Raw genomic sequence first — 20,075 nt, forward strand, 5'->3', positions numbered from 1 at the left:
ATCGGTCAGAACAGCGACGCCGCAGCCGCTGCGCTGGCTTGGTCAAGCGCGGGATTGAGGAGGTAGCCGATCAGCATCACCACGGCGCAGGCGGTCAGGATGATATTTTCGACCATGCCGCCGCGCGCTTCGTAGGCGGCGGCAGGCTCATCGAAATACATCGTCTTGATGATCTTGAGATAATAATATGCGCCGATCACGGAAGCCGCGATGCCAAAAGCGGCCAGCGCGGCCAGGCCCGAAGCCACCGCCGCATCGAATACCAGGAATTTCGCCCAGAAGCCGAAGAGCGGCGGGATGCCGGCCATGGAGAACATGAAGATCGCCAGCGCGGCGGCCAGCCCCTTGCGCGATTGAGACAGTCCGGCGAGGCTGGCGATGCTCTCTACGGGGCGGCCCTCGGCGTCGCGCATTTGCAGGATGCAGGCAAATACGCCGACCGTCATGATCACATAAATGGCCATGTAGCTCATCGTCGCAGCGACACCGGCGGGCGTGGCTGCCGCCAGGCCGATCAGCGCAAAGCCGACATTGTTGATCGACGAATAGGCCATCAGGCGCTTGATATTGGTCTGGCCGATCGCTGCGACCGCGCCGAAGATGATCGACGCGAGCGCCACGAAGATCACAATCTGCTGCCAGTCGAGCCCTGCGGGGCCTAGCGCCTCAATCGCCACGCGGACGGTCAGCGCCATGGCCGCGACCTTAGGCGCGCTGCCGAAGAAGGTGGTGACCGGGGTCGGCGCGCCTTCGTACACGTCGGGGGTCCACATGTGGAACGGCACCGCGCTCATCTTGAACGCGAGGCCCGCCAGCAGGAACACCATGCCGAACAGCTCACCCTTCGACACGCCATCGCCCAATGCGATCGCGATAGCTTCAAAGCCGGTGCTGCCGGTGAAGCCGTAGAGAAGCGACGTGCCATAAAGCAGGATGCCGCTCGCCAACGATCCGAGCACGAAATATTTGAGCCCTGCTTCGGACGAGCGTTCATCCTGCCGCATGAAGCTGGCGAGAACATAGGCGGCGAGGCTCTGCATCTCCAACCCGACATAGAGCGTCAGCAGGTCGCCCGCCGACACCATCATGCCCATGCCGACGCTGCTGAACAGGATCAGGATAGGATACTCGGGACGGAGCACGCCGTCGGTCAGGAAATAGCGCGGCGCCAGCAGGATCGCCGCAGCGGCAGCGCCATAAATAAGCGCCTTGGCAAAGACGGAGAAGGCGTCGGCCTGAACCAGTCCATCGAAGGCGGACGGGCCGTGCGCCAGCGATACCGACAAGGTCAGGCCCGCGGCCAGCAATGTGAGGACCGACAGCCAGTTGACGATGCGGGCTGTGGCGTCGCCGCCATAAGCCGCGATCATGAGCAGGATCAGGCCACCCGCCGTCAGGACGAGTTCCGGCATGACCGCCAGAAGGGAAGCGGAATCAATCATCAGTGCGCCTCCCCCGACGCGTGTTCATACGGCATGGCGGCATGGTCTTCTGTATGGTGGGCGGCAGCGGACGGGAGGGCTGGGCCCATCTTGATCCGGGAATCCCCCGCCGGTGCGGCTGATGCTATGCGGGCTTCGAGCGCGCGGATGTCCGAACGCATCGGCGCAAGGAAGCTTTCGGGATAGATGCCCATCCACAACACGGCGGCGGCGATGGGCGCCAGCAGCGCCATTTCGCGCACCGACAGGTCGGGCATGGCGGCGGCGTCTGCGTTCTTCTGTTCGCCATAGCAGATGCGGCGATACAGATAGAGCATATAGGCCGCGCCCAGGATAATGCCCGTCGTGCAGACCAAAGCGACCCAGCTGGACGCCTGATAGATGCCCATCAGCGCCAGGAATTCACCCACGAAATTGCTGGTCCCCGGCAGTCCGACCGACGCCATGGTGAACAGCAGGAACAGCACTGCATATTTCGGCATGTTGATCGACAGGCCGCCATAGCGGTTGATTTCACGCGTATGCAGTCGGTCGTAAATGACGCCCACGCACAGGAACAGCGCGCCCGACACCAGGCCGTGGCCCAGCATGACCATCATCGCGCCTTCGATACCCGCCTGGTTGAAGGCGAACAGGCCCACGGTCACGATCGCCATATGCGCGACGGACGAATAGGCAATCAGCTTCTTCATGTCGGTCTGCACCAGCGCGACGAGGCTGGTGTAAACCACCGCGACCATCGACAGACCCCAGATCAGCCAAGCCAGTTCGGCGGAGGCTTCCGGGAACATCGGCAGCGAAAAGCGGATGAAGCCATAGCCGCCCATCTTCAGCAGCACGCCTGCCAGAATGACCGACCCTGCGGTCGGCGCCTGAACGTGCGCATCGGGCAGCCAGGTGTGGACCGGCCACATCGGCATTTTGACTGCAAAGCTGGCGAAGAAGGCCAGGAACAGCCAGATCTGCACCTGCGGATCGAAATTATAGGCCATCAGCGTCGGGATGTCGGTGGTGCCAGCGTCATGCACCATCCACATCATCGCGATCAGCATCAGCACCGATCCGAACAGCGTGTAGAGGAAAAATTTGTAGCTGGCGTAGATGCGATCCGCGCCGCCCCAGATGCCGATGATGAGATACATCGGAATGAGGCCTGCTTCGAACATCACGTAGAAGAGGTAGAGATCCTGCGCCGTGAAGACGCCGATCATCAGCACCTCCATGAACAGGAAGGCCGCCATATATTCGCCGACCCGCTTCTGGATCGCTTCCCAACTGGCCCCGATGCAGATCGGCATCAGGAACACGGTCAGCATGATCAGGACGAGCGCGATGCCGTCGATCCCCAACGCCCAGGAAAATCGACCGAAGATCGGCGCATATTCCTGAAACTGCCACTGCGCAGCACCGGCCGACTGGTCGAAATTCGCCCAGAGCAGCGCACCCAGCGCCAGGTTGGCCAGTGTCGCCAGCAATGCGATCCAGCGTGCCTGATTTGCACCCGCATAGAGACAGGCGATGGCCCCCGCCATCGGCACTGCCATCATCAGGGAAAGAATGGGGAAGCCGTCCATTATCGTGTCATCGCCCAGGTTGCTGCCGCGGCGAGCCCGATCAGCATCACCAGCGCGTAAGTGTAGAGGTAGCCGGATTGAAGCCGACGGGTGACTTTGTTGCCCTGCACGACCAGCGCCGCCAGCCCGTTGGGTCCGAAGCGGTCGATGAAGCCGACATCACCGAATTTCCAGAAGAAGCGGCCGATGGCGAAGGCTGGTTTGACGAACAGGAAGTTATACAGTTCGTCGAAATACCATTTGTTGAGCAGGAACTGATACAGCACCCGGAATTCGGCAACGAAACGCTGCGGCCAGTCGGTGTTCTTGATGTAGCTGAGCCATGCAATCGCAAAGCCGGTCAGCATCACCGTGAACGGCGCGAACTTGACCCACACTGGCACTTCGTGCGCCGCATGCATCAGGTGGCTGTCGAAAGCCAAGGCCCCCTTCCAGAATTCGACGCCGCCTTCGGCCCCGATGAACTGGTCGTGGAAGATGAAGCCCGCAAACACCGCGCCCAGGCTGAGGACGATCAGCGGGATCAGCATTACCCAAGGGCTTTCGTGCGGATGATAGCCGCCGGTGCCCGTTACGGCAGGACCATGATCGTCATGGGCCGCATGATCATCATGGGTCGTTTCTTCATCCGGCGATTCATGATGGCCGTGGATAGCATGCTGGATATGTTCGGACGCAGCCCAGCGCGGCTTGCCGAAGAAGGTCAGGAAGACAAGGCGCCAGCTGTAGAAGCTGGTAAGCAGCGCCGCGAACACGCCGACCAGGAACGCGCCAACGCCCGCGCCACCGGAAGCATAGGCCGCTTCCAATATGCCGTCCTTTGAATAGAAGCCGGCAAAACCGATCCCGGCGAGCGGCAGGCCGACGCCAGTGATGGCCAGCGTCCCCAGCGTCATCGTCCAGAAGGTGATCGGGATCTCTTTCCTCAGGCCGCCATAATAGCGCATGTCCTGTTCATGGTGCATCGCATGGATGACCGATCCTGCGCCCAGGAACAGCAGCGCCTTGAAGAAGGCGTGGGTGAAGAGATGGAACATCGCTGCGCCATAAGCGCCGACGCCCGCCGCGAAGAACATGTAGCCAAGCTGTGAACAGGTCGAATAGGCGATCACGCGCTTGATGTCGTTCTGCACCGTGCCGACCGTCGCCGCGAACAGGCAGGTGGCGGCACCGATGAAGGTGACGAAGCCCAACGCCGTCGGTGAAACCTCAAACATCGGCGACAGGCGGCAGACCATGAATACGCCCGCCGTCACCATGGTCGCCGCGTGTATCAGCGCCGACACAGGGGTCGGGCCTTCCATCGCGTCCGGCAGCCAGGTGTGGAGGCCAAGCTGCGCCGACTTGCCCATCGCGCCAATGAACAGCAGCAGGCAGAGCACGGTCATCGTGTCGAAACGGTAGCCCAGGAAGCCGATGGTCGAACCCGCCATGGAGGGCGCGGCTTCCAGGATTTCCGGGATCGATATGGTGTCGAACACCAGATAGGTGCCGAAAATGCCGAGCATGAAGCCAAGGTCGCCGACGCGATTGACGACGAACGCCTTGATCGCGGCGGCATTGGCGGACGGCTTACGGAACCAGAAGCCGATCAGCAGATAGGAAGCAAGGCCGACGCCTTCCCAGCCAAAGAACATCTGCAACAGATTGTTCGCCGTCACGAGCATCAGCATCGCGAAGGTGAAAAGCGACAGATAGGCGAAGAAGCGCGGCTGATCCGGCTCCTCCTCCATATAGCCCCAGCTATAGAGGTGGACGAGGCTGGACACGCTGGTGATGACCACCAGCATGACCGCCGTCATCGCATCGACGCGCAGCGCCCATTGTGCGTCAAAGCTGCCCGACTGGATCCAGGTGAAGGCTGGCACCACATAGGCTTCCGCATGGCCAGTGAGGAAGCTGATGAAGATCGGCCAGCTCAATGCGCAGCTGATGAACAGCGCGCCGGTGGTGACGATCTTCGCGGGCAGGTTGCCCAGCGCCTTGTTGCCAAGACCGGCGGTGACAGCCGCGATGAGCGGGAGAAGGACGATAAGCTGGATCATCGAGCTTTAGCCCTTCATCCGGTTGACATCATCGACGGCAATGGTGCCGCGACCACGGAAATAGATGACGAGGATGGCGAGGCCGATGGCCGCCTCTCCCGCCGCGACGGTCAGCACGAACATGCTGAACACCTGGCCTACCAGATCGCCCAGGAAGGCGCTGAAGGCGACAAGGTTGATGTTCACGCTAAGCAGGATCAGTTCGATCGCCATCAGGATGATGATGACATTCTTGCGATTGATGAAGATGCCCAGCACCCCCATCACGAACAGAATGGCGCTGACCACCATATAATGTTGAAGGCCGATCACAACTGCACCCCCTGCCCGACGGGCTGATTGACGTTGCGCACGGCGTCCTGCGGACGGCGGCGGTTCTGCCGACCGATATTCTGACCCTTCACGCCGCCACGCGCCCGGTGCGTCAGCACGATCGCACCGATCATCGCCACCAGCAGGACGATCCCGGCCGCTTCGAAGAGGAAGATGTAGCGCGTGTACAGTAGCGTGCCGATGGCCTGGATGTTGGAAACCTCAGGGTTCATCGGCGCGACGCGCTGGGCCAGTTCGATCGGCCCGGCGCTCCAGATGCCAATGCCCAGCACGATTTCAGCGAGCAGCACCAGCGCGATCAGCATGCCGAAGGGCAGATAATCCACGAAACCGGCGCGCAGCTCGGCAAAATCAATGTCCAGCATCATGACGACGAACAGGAACAGCACCGCCACCGCGCCCACATAGACGATGACCAGCAGCATCGCGATGAACTCTGCGCCCAGCAGGACCATGAGGCCCGCCGCGTTGAAGAACGCCATGATCAGCCACAGCACCGAATGGACCGGGTTGCGCGACAGGATCGTCAGCGCGCCGCTGCACACCACCAGCGTGGCGAACAGATAAAAGGCAAGCACGTGAATCACAGGACCATATATCCTCTTCGATCGGGTCGCGGCTTAACGGTAGGGCGCATCGGCGGCAAGGTTCGCGGCTAGAGCGCGCTCCCACTTGTCACCATTTTCAAGGAGCTTGGCCTTGTCGTAGATAAGCTCCTCACGGGTTTCGGTCGAAAACTCGAAATTGGGACCTTCGACAATCGCATCGACCGGGCAGGCTTCCTGGCAGAAACCGCAATAGATGCACTTGGTCATGTCGATGTCGTAGCGCGTGGTGCGGCGGCTGCCATCGTCGCGCGGCTGCGCTTCGATGGTGATCGCCTGCGCCGGGCAGACCGCTTCGCACAGCTTGCACGCGATGCAGCGTTCTTCGCCATTGGGATAGCGGCGCAGCGCATGTTCACCCCGGAACCGCGGCGAAATCGGGTTCTTTTCATAGGGGTAGTTGATCGTCGCCTTGGCCTTGAAAAAATATTTCAAGGTCAGCGCGTGCGCCTTCACAAACTCCCACAGGGTGAAAGATTTGACATAATAGCCGAGGCTCATTGCACGCCTCCGTAGCGCGTAAACATCAGGAAACCCGAAACCAGGAATACGAAGAAGAGCGAGGTTGGCAGAAACACCTTCCAGCCCAGCCGCATCAGCTGGTCATAGCGGTAGCGAGGCACGGTCGCCTTTATCCAGGAAAAGACGAAGAAGAAGAACAGGATCTTGGCGAACAGCCAGATGATGCCCGGCACCCAATAAAGCGGCGCCCAGTCGAACGGCGGCAGGTAACCGCCCCAGAACAGGATGGCGTTCAGCGCGCACATCAGGAGGACGTTGGCATATTCGCCCAACCAGTAGAGCGCGAAAGCCATCGACGAATATTCGGTCTGATAGCCAGCAACCAGTTCGGATTCCGCTTCGGTCAGGTCGAAGGGCGCGCGCGCCGTTTCCGCCAGGGCCGAAATCAGGAACATGATCGCCATCGGGAAGAGCAGCGGATTGAAACCGTTGCCGTTCAGAAAACCGTAATAGCCCTTTTGGCTTTCCACGATGGCGGTCAGGTTGAAGCTGCCAGCCCACAGGACCACGGTGATGATGATGAAACCGATCGAGACTTCATAGCTGATCATCTGCGCGCTGGCGCGGATCGCGGAGTAGAAGGGGTATTTGGAGTTGGACGCCCAACCCGCCAGCACGATGCCATAGACGCCCAGCGAACTGATCGCGAGGATGTAGAGCAGGCCGACATTGATATCCGCCAGCACCACGCCCACGTCGAACGGCACCACCGCCCAGGCCATCAGCGCGACGGTGAAGGTGATGATCGGCGCGATGATGAACAGCGTCTTGTTCGCAGCCGACGGGATGATCGTTTCCTGCAGGAACACCTTGAGCCCGTCCGCGAAGGACTGAAGCAGGCCGAAGGGACCGACGACATTGGGACCGCGGCGCAGGGCCATGGCGGCCCAGATCTTGCGGTCGGCATAAATGATCATCGCCACCGCCAACATCAGCGGCAGGGCGATCAGCAGGATGCCGATGATCGTGGACAGCAGCCAGGCGCCATCGAATGGCATGCCCATATTTTGGAAGAATGCGGTCACTCTGCGGCCTCCGCATAGGTCTGCCCGTGGATCAGCTCGGCCGAGCATTGCTGCATCGTCGGGCTGGCGCGGCAGATGGCGTTGGTCAGGTAGAAATCCTTGATCGACGATCCGAACTCACCGCTCGCGCCGGTCGGCAGCTTGGGGACCGACCAGGCGTAATGGGCCAGCCCCTCGACGCCCAGCGCCGGAACTGCCTTTGCCATTTCGGCGCGCAGTTGCTGGAAATTGTCGAAGGGCAGCGTCGCGCCCAGTATTTCGGAAAGCGCGCGCAGGATCGACCAGTCTTCGCGAGCGTCGCCCGGTGCGAACACGGCCTTTTCTCCGCGCTGCACTCGGCCTTCCAGATTGACGTAGGTGCCCGCCTTTTCAGCATAGCTGGCACCCGGCAAGATCACGTCAGCGGCATGCGCGCCCTTGTCGCCATGATGGCCGACATAGACCTTGAAGCTGTCCGGGAAGGCCGAATAGTCGACCTCGTCCGCGCCCAGCGACAAGAGCAGCTTTGGCTTGGCAGCAGCCACCGCCTTGACACCGCCATCGACGGCATAGCCCAGCATCAGCCCGCCCATGCGCGCCGCCGCGAAGTGCAGCACGTTATAGCCGTTCCAGCCATCCTTGATGAGGCCCAGCGTTTCGACCAGCGCCAGCGTGTCGCCATGCGCGCCGTCCTTCACCAGCACCCCGCCGCCCACGATCATCGCCGGACGGGCGGCCTTGCCGAAGGCTTCCACAACCGATTCCGGCAGATTGGCGAGCAAGGATGCGTCATTGCCGAGCCATTCGACCTTATAAGTCAGATCGACCTGCGGCCCGACCGCAAAGATCTTCGCGCCCTTCTTGATCGCCTTGCGGATGCGGGTGTTCACCAGCGGCGCTTCCCAGCGCAGGTTGGTGCCGACCAGCAGGATCACGTCCGCCGTTTCGATGCCGTTCAGGGTGGTGTTGAAATTCACCGCCGACAGGCTCGACACGTCATAGGCAAGGCCGGTCTGACGCCCTTCGAGCATGGTGCCGCCCAGCTTTTCGACCAGCGCCTTGCCCGCGAACATGGTCTCGCAATCGAGCAGGTCGCCCGCCAGCGCAGCGACGCTGCCGCCATGCTGGACAGCCGCGATCGCCTTGAACGCTTCTTCCCACGTGGCGGCAACCAGCTTGCCGTTCTTGCGCACGAAGGGCTTGTCGAGCCGCTTGCGGACCAGACCATCGACATTGTGCCGGGTCTTGTCGCTCGCCCACTCTTCGTTCACATCGTCATTGATACGCGGCACGGCGCGAAGCACCTGACGGCCACGGCTGTCGAGACGGATGTTGGTGCCGACCGCGTCCATGACGTCGATGGCGTGGGTCTTTTTAAGTTCCCAAGGACGCGCTTCGAACGCGTAGGGTTTCGACGTCAGCGCGCCGACGGGACACAGGTCGACCACATTGCCCGACAGCTCGCTTTTCGCGGCATGTTCGAGATAGGTGGTGATCTGCATGTTCTCGCCGCGATAGATGGCGCCGATTTCCGGCACGCCCGCGACTTCCTCGGCAAAGCGCACGCAACGGGTGCACTGGATGCAGCGGGTCATGACCGTCTTGACGATGGGACCCATATATTTTTCGGTGACGGCGCGCTTATTCTCGTCGTAGCGGCTGCTGCCCTTGCCATAGGCAACGGACTGATCCTGCAGGTCGCATTCACCGCCCTGGTCGCAGATCGGGCAGTCGAGCGGATGGTTGATGAGGAGAAATTCCATCACCCCTTCCCGCGCCTTCTTCACCATTTCGGTCTGGGTGAAAATTTCCTGATTGTCGGCAGCCGGGAGCGCGCAGCTTGCCTGCGGCTTGGGCGGTCCGGGCTTCACTTCGACCAGGCACATGCGGCAATTGCCCGCGATGCTCAGCCGCTCATGATAGCAGAAGCGCGGAATTTCCTTCCCCGCCATCTCGCAAGCCTGCAGGACAGTCGCGCCCGCCGGGACTTCGAGTTCTACGCCGTCTACTTTGACTTTAGGCATAAAGTAGCCCTTGTTTATCTGTCACTGTCTCGGCCCGCTTCTTCTTCGACAATTCGTAGAATTCATCAACAAGATATGCGGCCATGGATAAATATTCACGCACCAGAAGCTTCGAAAGCTTCGCCTGCATCCCTTCCTGAAAAGGAATACACTCACCCATAACAGCTTGAATTTGAGCGAACGCCGCATCTTCTTGTTGGGAAAAAGGGCGAGACATGATTAGCGTCTTCACGCCATCGGGATTGAGACGAAAGACGCACTCCCCGAAGACACGAAACACCATGTCCGTGCGCTTCACTCCTGCAGGGGCATTCTTAACATCGTCGATTGTAACCACTTTTTCCCCCTCCGAGTAGTCTGGAAGGGGCCGATCAGCATATTTCATCAGGAATGATGCACCGCCGAGAAAATCATAAAACAGCTGTGGCCCAGATTTGAGACTGTCTCCCGGCGCAAGGCAGTCACCCCGCCGTTTAGCCAATTTCTGAAGTAGCAGTATACGCGCTTTTGCATCGCCTTCTGGATCCGCTGTCTCCAACTTAACCTTTAAAATAGCGCGTACTTCTTCAGGCCGCTTTCTAACCGCGCACCGAGCGAAATCCCACGCCGCTACTGCAGCCGCCTTTTGGTCCAGCTTGACCGAAACCTCGGGAACACCAGAACTTTCCGCCAGCGCCGACGTGCTTTGCAGCATCATGGCGAAACAACAAAGGACTACCCAAGCCTTAGTCACTCCGCCGCCTCCATCACAGGCGCGCCGCGCTCGTTGATCCGCCGCTCGATTTCAGGGCGGAAGTGCCGGATCAGGCCCTGGATCGGCCAGGCCGCCGCGTCGCCGAGCGCGCAGATGGTGTGGCCTTCGACCTGTTTCGTCACCTGCTGGAGCATGTCGATTTCGCCAATGTCCGCATCGCCTGAGCGAAGGCGTTCCATGACGCGCCACATCCAGCCGGTGCCTTCGCGGCAGGGGGTGCACTGGCCGCAGCTTTCATGCTTGTAGAAATAAGAGAGACGGCTGATTGCGCGGACGATGTCGGTCGACTTGTCCATGACGATGACGGCGGCGGTGCCGAGGCCCGAGCCGACGCCCTTGAGGCCGTCAAAGTCCATAGGCGCGTCCATGATCTGCGCCGCAGGGACGAGCGGGACCGACGAACCGCCGGGGATCACCGCCAGCAGATTGTCCCAGCCGCCGCGAATGCCGCCGCAATGCCGGTCGATCAGTTCCTTGAAGCTGATGCCCATTGATTCTTCGACGACGCATGGCTTGTTCACATGACCGCTGATCTGGAACAGCTTCGTGCCCTTGTTCCCTTCCCGACCGAAGCTGGAGAACCATTCGGACCCGCGCCGCAGGATCGTCGGGGCGACTGCGATGGATTCCACATTGTTGACCGTGGTCGGGCAGCCATAGAGGCCCGCGCCTGCCGGGAAAGGCGGCTTCAGGCGTGGCTGGCCCTTCTTGCCTTCCAGGCTTTCGATCTGCGCGGTTTCTTCGCCGCAGATATAAGCGCCAGCGCCGCGATGGACGAAGACGTCGAAATCATAACCGGAACCACATGCGTTCTTGCCAAGGAAGCCCTTTTCATAGGCCTGCTCGACGGCGGCGAAAAGGACCTTGGCCTCATAGATGAATTCGCCGCGAATATAGATATAGGCGGCGCGCGCGCGCATCGCGAAACCGGCGATCAGCGCGCCTTCGATCAGCTTGTGCGGATCGTGGCGGATGATTTCGCGATCCTTGCACGAACCGGGTTCGGACTCGTCCGCATTGATAACCAGGAAGCTCGGACGGCCATCCTTGCTTTCCTTGGGCATGAAGCTCCACTTCATGCCGGTCGGGAAGCCAGCGCCGCCACGGCCACGCAGGCCGGACGCCTTGATGCGATCGATGATCTCGTCCTGGCCGATCTCCAGCAGCGCCTTGGTATTGTCCCAATCGCCGCGCTTGCATGCAGCGTCTATGCCCCAATCCTGGAAGCCATAGACGTTGGTGAAAATCCGGTCCTTGTCGGCAAGGGGTGCGATGACGTCGCTCATGCGCGGCCTCCAGCATTCGTCATGCCAGCGAAAGTTGGCATCTCAGGCGTGCGCGCGCTGAGGATGGAGACCCCAGCCTGCGCTGGGGTGACGGAATAGGGATAAGCCATTACGCCCACTTCCCCCGATAATCGTGATTTTCGCCGACCATCTCCTTGAGCGTGGTCGGGCCGCCTTCGGGGCAGCTGGTCTGACGGTCAATCTGCGGCCCGATCTTGGGCTGCTTTCCAGCGGCGAGATCGTCGAGGATGGCGCTCATGCTGTCATAGGTCAGGTCTTCGAAATTATCGTCGTTGATCTGGACCATCGGCGCGTTGGCGCAGGCACCCAGACATTCGACTTCGCTCAGCGTGAACAGGCCGTCGGGGGTCGTGCCGCCCTTCACCAGACCCTTGTTCTTGCAGGCTGAAAAGACATCGTCCGAACCGCGCAGCATGCATGGCGTCGTGCCGCAAACCTGCACATGGTAGCGGCCCACCGGCGCGAGGTTATACATGGTGTAGAAGGTCGCGACCTCGTAAACCCGCATATAAGGCATATCGAGCTGGTCGGCGATATATTCCATCACCGGCACCGGCAGCCAGCCATTGGTCTGCGTTTCCGCCCCCACCTGACGCTGGGCAAGGTCGAGCAGCGGCATCACCGCCGACTGCTGACGCCCGGCGGGGTAGCGGGCGATCACCTTCTTCGCCTGCTCGGCATTTTCGGCGGTCCAGGCGAACGCGCCCCAGCGCGCGCGCGTTTCCGCTTCGTCAGGGATATGAACTGCGTCAGCCATTAGCGGTCACATTCTCCGAACACGATGTCCATCGCGCCAAGGACGGCGGTGGTGTCGGCCAGCATGTGGCCCTTCATCATGAAATCCATTGCCTGCAGGTGCGAGAAGGCGGTCGGGCGGATTTTGCAGCGATAGGGTTTGTTGCTGCCGTCCGCGACCAGATAGACGCCGAATTCGCCCTTGGGGCTTTCGGTTGCCACATAGACTTCACCTGCGGGCACGTGGAAGCCTTCGGTATAAAGTTTGAAGTGGTGGATCAGCGCTTCCATCGAACGCTTCATTTCGCCGCGCTTGGGCGGCACCACCTTGCGGTCGAAACTGGCGACCGGTCCTTCGGGCATCTGTTGCAGGCACTGCTTCATGATGCGGGCGGACTGGCGCACTTCTTCGACGCGGACCATGAAGCGGTCATAGCAGTCGAAGTTGGTGCCGACGGGCACGTCGAATTCCATGCGGTCGTAGACATCATAGGGCTGCGACTTGCGGATGTCCCAGGGGATGCCGGACCCACGGATCATGGGACCCGAAAAGCCCCATTTCAGCGCGTCTTCCTTCGAAACCACGGCGATATCGACGTTGCGCTGCTTGAAAATGCGATTGTCCGCGACAAGGCTGATCGCGTCTTCGAACAGGCGCGGCAGGCGCGTGTCGAGCCAGTCGGCGATATCGGTCAGCAATTTGAGCGGCACGTCCTGATGCACGCCGCCGGGACGGAACCATGCCGCATGCATGCGCGCGCCCGAAGCCCGCTCATAGAAATTCATGCAGTCTTCGCGAATTTCGAACAGCCACAGATTGGGCGTCATGGCGCCAACGTCCATGACATGGCTGCCAAGGTTCAGCATATGATTGCTGATGCGGGTCAGTTCGGCAAAAAACACGCGCAGATATTGCGCGCGGATCGGCACTTCCAGATTCAGCAGCTTTTCGATCGCCAGCACATAGCTGTGCTCCATGCTGAGCGGCGAGCAATAGTCGAGCCGGTCGAAATAGGGCAGCGCCTGAAGGTAGGTCTTGTGCTCGATCAGCTTTTCGGTGCCGCGATGCAGCAGCCCGACATGCGGGTCGCAGCGTTCGACGATTTCGCCGTCCAGTTCCATGACAAGGCGCAGAACGCCGTGCGCCGCAGGGTGCTGAGGCCCGAAGTTGATCGTGTAATTCTGAATCTGCGTATCGCCCAGCGTGGGATCGTCCACGCTGGTCTTGTGCTCAAGTTCGTCGAGATAGGTGGACATCAGGCTTTGTCCTCGGGCTTGGCGGCACCTTTGCCTTCGTCAGTATGCTGTTCGGGCTTGACCGGGGCGTTGGGCGACTTTTCCGCGCCCTTGCTGTTGGCCGGCTCACCTGCGCCCGTGTCTTCGGACTTTTCCGTCACCTTGGGCGTCGCGCCGGCAGGCTGGCCCTTGGGCGCAGCGGGCGGCGGCGGGGGCGCCGGGACGGGAGACGGCGCGCCGGGCGCCTGGGGCGCCTTTTCATCACCGGGCAGCACATATTGCGCGCCTTCCCACGGACTCATGAAGTCGAAGCTGCGGAAATCCTGCGCCAGGCGAACGGGCTTGTAGACCACGCGCTTGTCTTCTTCGCTGTACCACATTTCGACATAGCCGGTCAGCGGGAAGTCCTTGCGCTGCGGATGCCCCTTGAACCCATAGTCCGTCAGGATGCGGCGCAGGTCCTGGTTGCCCGCGAAGATCACGCCGTACATGTCGAACACTTCGCGTTCCAGCCAGCCAGCGACCGGCCAGATGTGCGTGACGGTGGGAACCGGCGTATCTTCGTCGGTCGACACCTTCACCCGGATGCGGTGGTTCCGCGTGAGGGACAGCAGGTGATAGCAGACCTCAAAGCGTTCGGGCCGGTCGGGATAATCGACGCCCGCAATCTCCATCAACTGCTGATAATGCGCCTGATCGCGCAGCAGCAGCAAGGCGTCGGCCAGCTGTTCGCGAACGACCGTGAAGCTCAGTTCGTCGGCATGATCGACGGTTTCGATCAGCATGGGACCCAGAATGGCGGCGATTTCTTCCGCCAGGCCGGGGGCCGTTACGATCTTCGGTGCAGAATGACCCATATCAGCGCTCAATCGTCCCGATCCGGCGGATCTTCCGCTGCAATTGCATCACGCCATACAGCAATGCTTCGGCGGTCGGCGGACAGCCGGGCACATAGATGTCGACCGGCACGATCCGGTCACAGCCGCGCACGACCGAATAGCTGTAATGATAATAGCCGCCGCCATTGGCGCAGGAGCCCATGGAGATGACATATTTCGGTTCCGACATCTGGTCGTAGACCTTGCGGAGCGCAGGCGCCATCTTGTTGCAGAGCGTGCCAGCGACGATCATCACGTCCGACTGGCGCGGAGAAGCGCGTGGCGCGGCGCCGAAGCGTTCCATGTCGTAACGCGGCATGTTCGCGTGGATCATCTCCACAGCGCAGCAGGCGAGACCAAAGGTCATCCACCAGAGCGAGCCTGTGCGCGCCCACTGGAACAGTTCCTCAGTCGATGTGACCAGGAAACCCTTGTCACTGACTTCGCCGTTCAGCGCGTTGAAGAAATTCTGGTCGGGCTGCGTTCCCACCGGCGGCAGGGTGCCGGGGATGGGACGGTCAAGTTCTACTCCCAATCGAGGGCTCCCTTCTTCCACGCATAGACGAGGCCAAGCACCAGTTCCGCTATGAAGATCATCATGGTCGCCCAGCCCGCCCAGCCGATCTGGTCAAGGCTGACCGCCCAGGGGAAGAGGAACGCCGCTTCCAGATCGAAGATGATGAACAGGATCGCGACGAGATAGAAGCGCACGTCGAACTGACTGCGCGGTTCTTCAAAGGCCGGGAAACCGCATTCATATTCGCTGAGCTTGGCCGGATCAGGCTTGTGCGCGCCCGTCAGGCGACCAACCAGCATCGGCAGGAACACGAATGCACCCGAAAGCAGCAAGGCGATCCCGAGGAAAATCAGGATCGGCAGATATTGGGCTAGATCGACCAACGAAATCCCCTGGGCGAGATGGCTATGGGCGCGCTTTAGGCCTGCCGCATAAGCGAAGCAAGGCCCGGAAGCATGAGAATGATTCGCAAAACTTTGCTTCTTGAACGCAGCAACAATTTGGAGATCAGCGCAGCGCTCCAGCCACAAGTTTGTGCAATTTGCTATGGATGGCGTCATTGCCAGCGATCACTTCGCGGCGTTCGATCGGCTGGTCCCCACCCCTGAAGTCCGTGGCAAAGCCGCCCGCTTCGCGCACCAGCAACAGCCCGGCGGCGACGTCCCAGGGCTGAAGCCCGCTTTCCCAGAAGCCATCATAGCGGCCCGACGCGACATGGGCGAGGTCGAGCGACGCCGCACCGAACCGCCGGATGCCCGCCACCGAAGGCGCGACCGCGCCGAAGATGCGGGTCCACTGCGCGAAATCGCCATGCCCCATGAAGGGGATTCCAGTCGCTATGAGGCAGTCGCCCAAGTCCCGGCGAGCCGACACGCGCAGCCGCTGGTCGTGACGCCACGCGCCCCGGTTCTTTTCCGCCCAATAGCTTTCATCGGTGAACGGCTGATAGATCAGGCCGGTCGTGACCTCCCGCTTCTGAGCGCCGTATAGCGGTTCTTCCACCGCGATGGAGATCGCGAAATGCGGAATGCCGTGCAGGAAGTTGCTGGTGCCATCGAGCGGGTCGATGATCCAGCGCGGCTTGTTGGGATCGCCTTCGATCACGCCGCCTTCTTCCAACAGAAAGCCCCAGTCCGGCCGCGCCTTCTGCAATTCTTCGACCAGGGTCCGTTCCGCCTGCTGGTCGGCCTTGGACACGAAATCCGCCGGTCCCTTGCGAGACACCTGCAGATGTTCGACTTCGCCAAAGTCGCGGCGCAGTTTCGAGCCAGCCTTGCGGGCGGCGCGCTCCATGACGGTGAGAAGGCCGGAATGGGATACCATTTACTCTATCTCCCCCCTCCCGCAGGCGGGAGGGGCCGGGGGTGGCACGATTGCGCAGCAATCGCTTGCAATGATTTGGAACAGGCCGAAGGCTCGCTGACGCTCGCGCCCACCCCTAACCCCTCCCACCTGCGGGAGGGGAACTTATTAACAGGTCAGTCTGCCCGCTTCACATATTCCCGCTCATACACATCGACGACGATGCGGGTGCCGGACACGATGTGCGGCGGCACCATGACGCGCACGCCATTGTCCAGGATCGCGGGCTTGTAGCTTGCCGATGCGGTCTGGCCCTTCACGACGGCGTCCGCTTCGACAACGGTCGCTTCAACCGTTTCGGGCAGCTGGACGGAAATCGGGCGTTCGTCATACATTTCGAGCATGACCATCATGCCATCCTGCAGAAAGGCCGAAGCGTCGCCGACCAGGTCCAGCGGCAGGTTGATCTGTTCATAGGTTTCCGTGTCCATGAAGACGAGCATGTCGCCTTCGGCATAGAGATATTGGAAATCCTTGGTGTCGAGGCGGATGCGCTCCACCGTTTCAGCCGAGCGGAAACGGACGTTGTTCTTGCGCCCGTCGATCAGATTTTTCAGCTCAACCTGCATATAGGCGCCGCCCTTGCCGGGCTGGGTGTGCTGGATCTTGACGGCACGCCACAGGCTTCCGTCATATTCGATATTGTTGCCGGGACGAATCTCGACGCCGCTGATCTTCATGGGAAGAGCCTGCCTATATGTCTGAGGTGAAAAGAGCCGGCCTTTAGAAGGCTGGCCGCGCCTCTACATCGTGCCGCCGCGAAGGGCAAGTGGGGTCAAGGAAGCGGTTCCGCCAGCAACGGATAGGGATTGATCGGACGCCCGCCATGCCAAGGTTCGCCGGGCTGTAGCCGATGCACGGCAAAGTGCAGGTGCGGCGCTACCGGATCGGCGTTGCCGCTGCTGCCTACCGTGGCGATTTTCTGCCCGCGGCGCACCTGCTGTCCTTGGGATAAGCCCTGCGCATAGGCGTCCAGATGCGCATAATAGTAAATGCGCTGACCGTCGCTGGACCGTTGGTAAATGGTCAGCCCGCCATCGACGCTGGAAAAGAGCTTTTCAATGCGACCATCGGCTGCGGCGACCACCGCCCTGCCCTGATCCGCCATGATGTCGATGGCATCGTGGGGCCGTGCGCCGCCCGCGCGGGATTGGGTAAAGGTATCGGACAGGGCGGCAGCAGAAATGCCCTCCACCGGGATGAGCAGCGACCCGGCTTCGGTCGACGGCGCTATGTTCGGCGGAACGTCGTTGTTCATAGGCGCATCGCGAGGCACGATCCGCACGCACATCCGCAGGAACAGGAGCAACAGCAGGATGGCGAGCGCCAAGCCAGCCCAGCGCCGCCGCCCCGGTCGGATCATGCCTGGAATATCGCCTTCACCCCGGTCTTGACCATCTGCGCCAGTCGCGCCGCATCCCAATTGGTCAGGCGGATGCAGCCATGGCTTTCGGTGCGGCCAATCGTCCGGGGTTCAGGCGTGCCATGGATGCCATAATGGGGTTTCGACAGGTCGATCCACACGACCCCGACCGGGCCGTTGGGGCCTGGTTTCAAGAGCGCTTTTTCATCCTTTGCGTCGGCATCCCAGAACAGGTCGGGGTTATAGTGGAAGTCGGGATTGCGGCTGACGCCCTTTATTTCCCACGTCCCGATCGGCAGCGGATCATGTTGCGACCCCATGGTGGCGGGGAATTGGGCCATCAACTTGTCCTGCGCATCGAACACTCGCAACACGCCTTCGGATTTGTCCACGATGATATGATCGGCCTGCGGCTGTTCCTTTGCCACCGCCAGGCTGGCAAGTGTAGCGCCCCAGCCACGCTCATCGCCGTCGATTTTGGCGACTGGCTGGTTGCCGATAGCAGGAACGCGGATGGTCGCGCCCGGTCCGACCTTCGTATTGGGCGCATTCAGGGCGACCAGCACTTCCGCTTTGGTATGGAAGCGCTCCGCCAGCTTTTCCAGCAGGTTGCGATAGCCGATGAAGGGCAGCTTCGCCTGTTCACCCAGATCCTTGGGAACATCCACGAACGGCCCGCGCGCAAAGCCGTCCGGAATTTTCACCAGCCAGGTGGCAGGTGGCGGAGCGCTGCCCAAGAGAGCCTTTGCCGTGGCATCGTCATATTTACCGGATTCGGGCAGTCCCCGCGACTGCTGGAACCCGCGCAGGGCGGCGGTGAAGGACATGCCTTCCTTTCCATCGATGACGCCGGGGGAGAAGCCTGCGCGATCTAGCGCCACTTGCGCTTGCAATATCGCTTCCACGCGGGCCGGAGCGCCCTGAGGCTCAGGAACGATGGTGAAGGCATAGGGATCACCCCCGGCCTGCGCCTGCTGTGCGGGGGTTTGCGCGGCATTGCCCTGCGGAGAAGGCGCGCTTTCGTTGGCGTCGGTGACGGACACCTTGCAAGCGGTGCAAAGCAGCGTGAGCGCGAGCAGATGGATTTTCAAGGCGATACTCTCCCTAAGTTCGGGAGGAGAAACGCGCGGAGGAGAAGAAAGCTGCCTATGTCGTGCGTCGGCCATGGTAGCCGGTGCTGGTTTCCTTCAGTCTGCGCCCAGAATCTTTGCAAAGGCAGCGACACTTGCTTTGGGGCCCTCAGGATGGTTCCACACCGCTCCGCTCACGGCGAGGAAGTCCGCGCCCGCTGCGACCAGCGGTGCGGCATTGTCCGCCGTGATCCCGCCGACCGCGACGCAGGGAAGTTCGAACAGCGTGGTCCACCAGCCCAGGATAGACGGTTCGGGACGGTGGTGCGTATCCTTGGTCGTGGTCGGATAGAACGCCCCGAACGCGACATAGTCCGCCCCGGCCTCTCCCGCTTCCATCGCGAGGTGGCGGCTGTCATGGCAGGTGACGCCGATCTGCACCTTAGGCCCCAGTATCTTGCGTGCATCACGTGGGTCGCCATCGCCCTGACCCAGATGCACGCCGTCAGCGCCCAGCCGCTGCGCCAGCGCGACGCTGTCGTTGATGATGAAGGCGACCTCCCGATCTGCGCACAGTTTTTGGAGGGGTTCGGCGGCGCGGGCGATCGCATCTTCATCGACGCCCTTCAGCCGCAGCTGAAACGCTGCAACCTTGCCGCCGTCCAACGCATCGGCCAACTGCTGCACAAAGCCGTCGCCGATCACAGGCGGCGAGATGAGGTACAGCTGGCAGGGCGGTCGAAATCCCTTTTCAAACTGCTCGGCAAAATGGGGATCGAGCGCCAGCTCTTCGTCGGTAAAGTCGGTCATGATGACGGATTAGGAAAGCTGGGCATATTTGTCGAGCGACGGAGCCATGCCCATTTAATCATTTCTTCATCGCAATAATTCATGAAGCTGTGATGCTTCAGATTTCGTCACTCCCTTTTCGGCGATTGGTGATCGCCGAATTCTCAGGCTTTCTGTCTCTTGAGGACGTCGCCGATTACGAACGCAAGAAAATAGCGATCGTGGAAAGCATGGGCGGTGGGGAATTCGACATTCTGGTCGATACCACGCAATGCGACATCCAGGCGCAGGACGTCGTCGCGGCTTTCCAGCATAATATAACGACCACGTCCTGCAGTCCCCGTCGAGTGGCGCTGGTCCGCCCCAGTTCGCTCGCGCGTATGCAGGCCCAGCGTGCGCTCAGCCGCGCCAATGCTGCCTTGTTCGACTCTCGCGCGGAAGCGCTGGACTGGCTGCACAAGGAATCGGTGACGGCATAGAAAGGCGCTTAAGGTCGCCTCTCCTGCCGTCACTAA

The 20,075-nt window shown here is 61.1% G+C and carries 21 protein-coding genes; 1 reads left to right on the plus strand and 20 read right to left on the minus strand.

All coding sequences use genetic code 11. From position 1 onward, the window contains the following. Positions 1-5 precede the first annotated feature (5 nt). From nuoN to thiE, 20 genes are all read right to left on the minus strand, one after another. Positions 6-1,442 carry an NADH-quinone oxidoreductase subunit NuoN gene (gene nuoN / locus ACI3KQ_RS10340; RefSeq protein ID WP_404957291.1) on the minus strand — a complete coding sequence of 479 codons (1,437 nt, stop codon included), beginning with the start codon at positions 1,440-1,442 and terminating at the stop codon, positions 6-8. Beyond that, positions 1,442-3,016, minus strand: coding sequence for an NADH-quinone oxidoreductase subunit M (locus ACI3KQ_RS10345; protein WP_404957293.1), 1,575 nt, complete (start codon positions 3,014-3,016; stop codon positions 1,442-1,444). The genes nuoN and ACI3KQ_RS10345 overlap by 1 nt, the downstream gene beginning before the upstream one ends. Continuing rightward, complete coding sequence (gene nuoL, locus ACI3KQ_RS10350; protein ID WP_404957295.1) at positions 3,016-5,061, minus strand: NADH-quinone oxidoreductase subunit L; 2,046 nt, start codon at positions 5,059-5,061, stop codon at positions 3,016-3,018. Before nuoL ends, ACI3KQ_RS10345 begins: the two co-directional genes overlap by 1 nt. Before the next feature lie 6 nt (positions 5,062-5,067). Continuing rightward, a complete protein-coding gene (gene nuoK, locus ACI3KQ_RS10355; RefSeq protein ID WP_004211745.1) occupies positions 5,068-5,373 on the minus strand; it encodes an NADH-quinone oxidoreductase subunit NuoK in 306 nt (101 codons plus the stop codon). Next, positions 5,370-5,981 (minus strand): NADH-quinone oxidoreductase subunit J, encoded by a 612-nt coding sequence (locus tag ACI3KQ_RS10360; protein ID WP_404957299.1) that lies wholly within the window; start codon positions 5,979-5,981, stop codon positions 5,370-5,372. The genes nuoK and ACI3KQ_RS10360 overlap by 4 nt, the downstream gene beginning before the upstream one ends. 33 nt (positions 5,982-6,014) lie before the next feature. Continuing rightward, the gene (gene nuoI, locus ACI3KQ_RS10365; RefSeq protein WP_404957301.1) at positions 6,015-6,500 is read right to left on the minus strand and encodes an NADH-quinone oxidoreductase subunit NuoI; all 486 of its coding nucleotides are present in this window, start codon (positions 6,498-6,500) and stop codon (positions 6,015-6,017) included. Further along, positions 6,497-7,546 (minus strand): NADH-quinone oxidoreductase subunit NuoH, encoded by a 1,050-nt coding sequence (gene nuoH, locus ACI3KQ_RS10370; protein ID WP_404957303.1) that lies wholly within the window; start codon positions 7,544-7,546, stop codon positions 6,497-6,499. The genes nuoI and nuoH overlap by 4 nt, the downstream gene beginning before the upstream one ends. After that, positions 7,543-9,549 carry an NADH-quinone oxidoreductase subunit NuoG gene (nuoG, locus tag ACI3KQ_RS10375; protein ID WP_404957304.1) on the minus strand — a complete coding sequence of 669 codons (2,007 nt, stop codon included), beginning with the start codon at positions 9,547-9,549 and terminating at the stop codon, positions 7,543-7,545. The genes nuoH and nuoG overlap by 4 nt, the downstream gene beginning before the upstream one ends. Beyond that, on the minus strand, positions 9,542-10,282 hold the full coding sequence (locus tag ACI3KQ_RS10380) for a hypothetical protein (protein WP_404957306.1): 741 nt from the start codon (positions 10,280-10,282) through the stop codon (positions 9,542-9,544). The genes nuoG and ACI3KQ_RS10380 overlap by 8 nt, the downstream gene beginning before the upstream one ends. Next, positions 10,279-11,589: an NADH-quinone oxidoreductase subunit NuoF gene (nuoF, locus tag ACI3KQ_RS10385; protein WP_404957308.1), complete on the minus strand. Its 1,311-nt coding sequence runs from the start codon at positions 11,587-11,589 to the stop codon at positions 10,279-10,281. Before nuoF ends, ACI3KQ_RS10380 begins: the two co-directional genes overlap by 4 nt. A gap of 109 nt (positions 11,590-11,698) precedes the next feature. Then, entirely contained in the window at positions 11,699-12,367 is a 669-nt protein-coding gene (nuoE, locus tag ACI3KQ_RS10390) for an NADH-quinone oxidoreductase subunit NuoE (protein ID WP_404957310.1), read from the minus strand. Then, positions 12,367-13,605 (minus strand): NADH-quinone oxidoreductase subunit D, encoded by a 1,239-nt coding sequence (locus ACI3KQ_RS10395; RefSeq protein ID WP_404957421.1) that lies wholly within the window; start codon positions 13,603-13,605, stop codon positions 12,367-12,369. Before ACI3KQ_RS10395 ends, nuoE begins: the two co-directional genes overlap by 1 nt. Then, entirely contained in the window at positions 13,602-14,438 is an 837-nt protein-coding gene (locus ACI3KQ_RS10400) for an NADH-quinone oxidoreductase subunit C (protein WP_404957312.1), read from the minus strand. Before ACI3KQ_RS10400 ends, ACI3KQ_RS10395 begins: the two co-directional genes overlap by 4 nt. Position 14,439: 1 nt before the next feature. Then, positions 14,440-14,994 carry an NADH-quinone oxidoreductase subunit B family protein gene (locus ACI3KQ_RS10405; protein ID WP_167303694.1) on the minus strand — a complete coding sequence of 185 codons (555 nt, stop codon included), beginning with the start codon at positions 14,992-14,994 and terminating at the stop codon, positions 14,440-14,442. Continuing rightward, complete coding sequence (locus ACI3KQ_RS10410; RefSeq protein WP_404957314.1) at positions 14,985-15,359, minus strand: NADH-quinone oxidoreductase subunit A; 375 nt, start codon at positions 15,357-15,359, stop codon at positions 14,985-14,987. Before ACI3KQ_RS10410 ends, ACI3KQ_RS10405 begins: the two co-directional genes overlap by 10 nt. A gap of 124 nt (positions 15,360-15,483) precedes the next feature. Continuing rightward, entirely contained in the window at positions 15,484-16,299 is an 816-nt protein-coding gene (locus ACI3KQ_RS10415; protein ID WP_404957316.1) for an inositol monophosphatase family protein, read from the minus strand. 155 nt (positions 16,300-16,454) lie between these two features. Continuing rightward, positions 16,455-17,018: an elongation factor P gene (efp, locus tag ACI3KQ_RS10420; RefSeq protein ID WP_404957318.1), complete on the minus strand. Its 564-nt coding sequence runs from the start codon at positions 17,016-17,018 to the stop codon at positions 16,455-16,457. A 95-nt stretch (positions 17,019-17,113) separates the two neighbouring features. Continuing rightward, a complete protein-coding gene (locus ACI3KQ_RS10425; RefSeq protein ID WP_404957320.1) occupies positions 17,114-17,701 on the minus strand; it encodes a M23 family metallopeptidase in 588 nt (195 codons plus the stop codon). Continuing rightward, on the minus strand, positions 17,698-18,792 hold the full coding sequence (locus ACI3KQ_RS10430) for a L,D-transpeptidase (RefSeq protein ID WP_404957322.1): 1,095 nt from the start codon (positions 18,790-18,792) through the stop codon (positions 17,698-17,700). The genes ACI3KQ_RS10425 and ACI3KQ_RS10430 overlap by 4 nt, the downstream gene beginning before the upstream one ends. Positions 18,793-18,888: 96 nt before the next feature. Beyond that, positions 18,889-19,581, minus strand: a complete 693-nt coding sequence (gene thiE, locus ACI3KQ_RS10435; RefSeq protein WP_404957324.1) for a thiamine phosphate synthase — start codon at positions 19,579-19,581, stop codon at positions 18,889-18,891. 128 nt (positions 19,582-19,709) lie between these two features. On the opposite strand from thiE, the gene ACI3KQ_RS10440 reads away from it, so the two are divergent. Beyond that, positions 19,710-20,039 (plus strand): hypothetical protein, encoded by a 330-nt coding sequence (locus ACI3KQ_RS10440; protein ID WP_404957325.1) that lies wholly within the window; start codon positions 19,710-19,712, stop codon positions 20,037-20,039. Positions 20,040-20,075: the final 36 nt, after the last annotated feature.

The organism is Sphingobium sp. ZW T5_29, from assembly GCF_044987515.1.
Classification (GTDB): Bacteria; Pseudomonadota; Alphaproteobacteria; order Sphingomonadales; family Sphingomonadaceae; genus Sphingobium.

Coding starts and splice junctions, on each gene's coding strand:
- nuoE (WP_404957310.1), bottom strand. CDS start 12,367: ATGGCTGACGCAGTTCATATCCCTGACGAAGCGGAAACGCGCGCGCGC.
- efp (WP_404957318.1), bottom strand. CDS start 17,018: ATGAAGATCAGCGGCGTCGAGATTCGTCCCGGCAACAATATCGAATAT.
- thiE (WP_404957324.1), bottom strand. CDS start 19,581: ATGACCGACTTTACCGACGAAGAGCTGGCGCTCGATCCCCATTTTGCC.
- ACI3KQ_RS10345 (WP_404957293.1), bottom strand. CDS start 3,016: ATGGACGGCTTCCCCATTCTTTCCCTGATGATGGCAGTGCCGATGGCG.
- ACI3KQ_RS10415 (WP_404957316.1), bottom strand. CDS start 16,299: ATGGTATCCCATTCCGGCCTTCTCACCGTCATGGAGCGCGCCGCCCGC.
- nuoF (WP_404957308.1), bottom strand. CDS start 11,589: ATGAGCGACGTCATCGCACCCCTTGCCGACAAGGACCGGATTTTCACC.
- nuoL (WP_404957295.1), bottom strand. CDS start 5,061: ATGATCCAGCTTATCGTCCTTCTCCCGCTCATCGCGGCTGTCACCGCC.
- ACI3KQ_RS10400 (WP_404957312.1), bottom strand. CDS start 14,438: ATGGGTCATTCTGCACCGAAGATCGTAACGGCCCCCGGCCTGGCGGAA.
- nuoG (WP_404957304.1), bottom strand. CDS start 9,549: ATGCCTAAAGTCAAAGTAGACGGCGTAGAACTCGAAGTCCCGGCGGGC.
- ACI3KQ_RS10425 (WP_404957320.1), bottom strand. CDS start 17,701: ATGATCCGACCGGGGCGGCGGCGCTGGGCTGGCTTGGCGCTCGCCATC.
- nuoN (WP_404957291.1), bottom strand. CDS start 1,442: ATGATTGATTCCGCTTCCCTTCTGGCGGTCATGCCGGAACTCGTCCTG.
- nuoI (WP_404957301.1), bottom strand. CDS start 6,500: ATGAGCCTCGGCTATTATGTCAAATCTTTCACCCTGTGGGAGTTTGTG.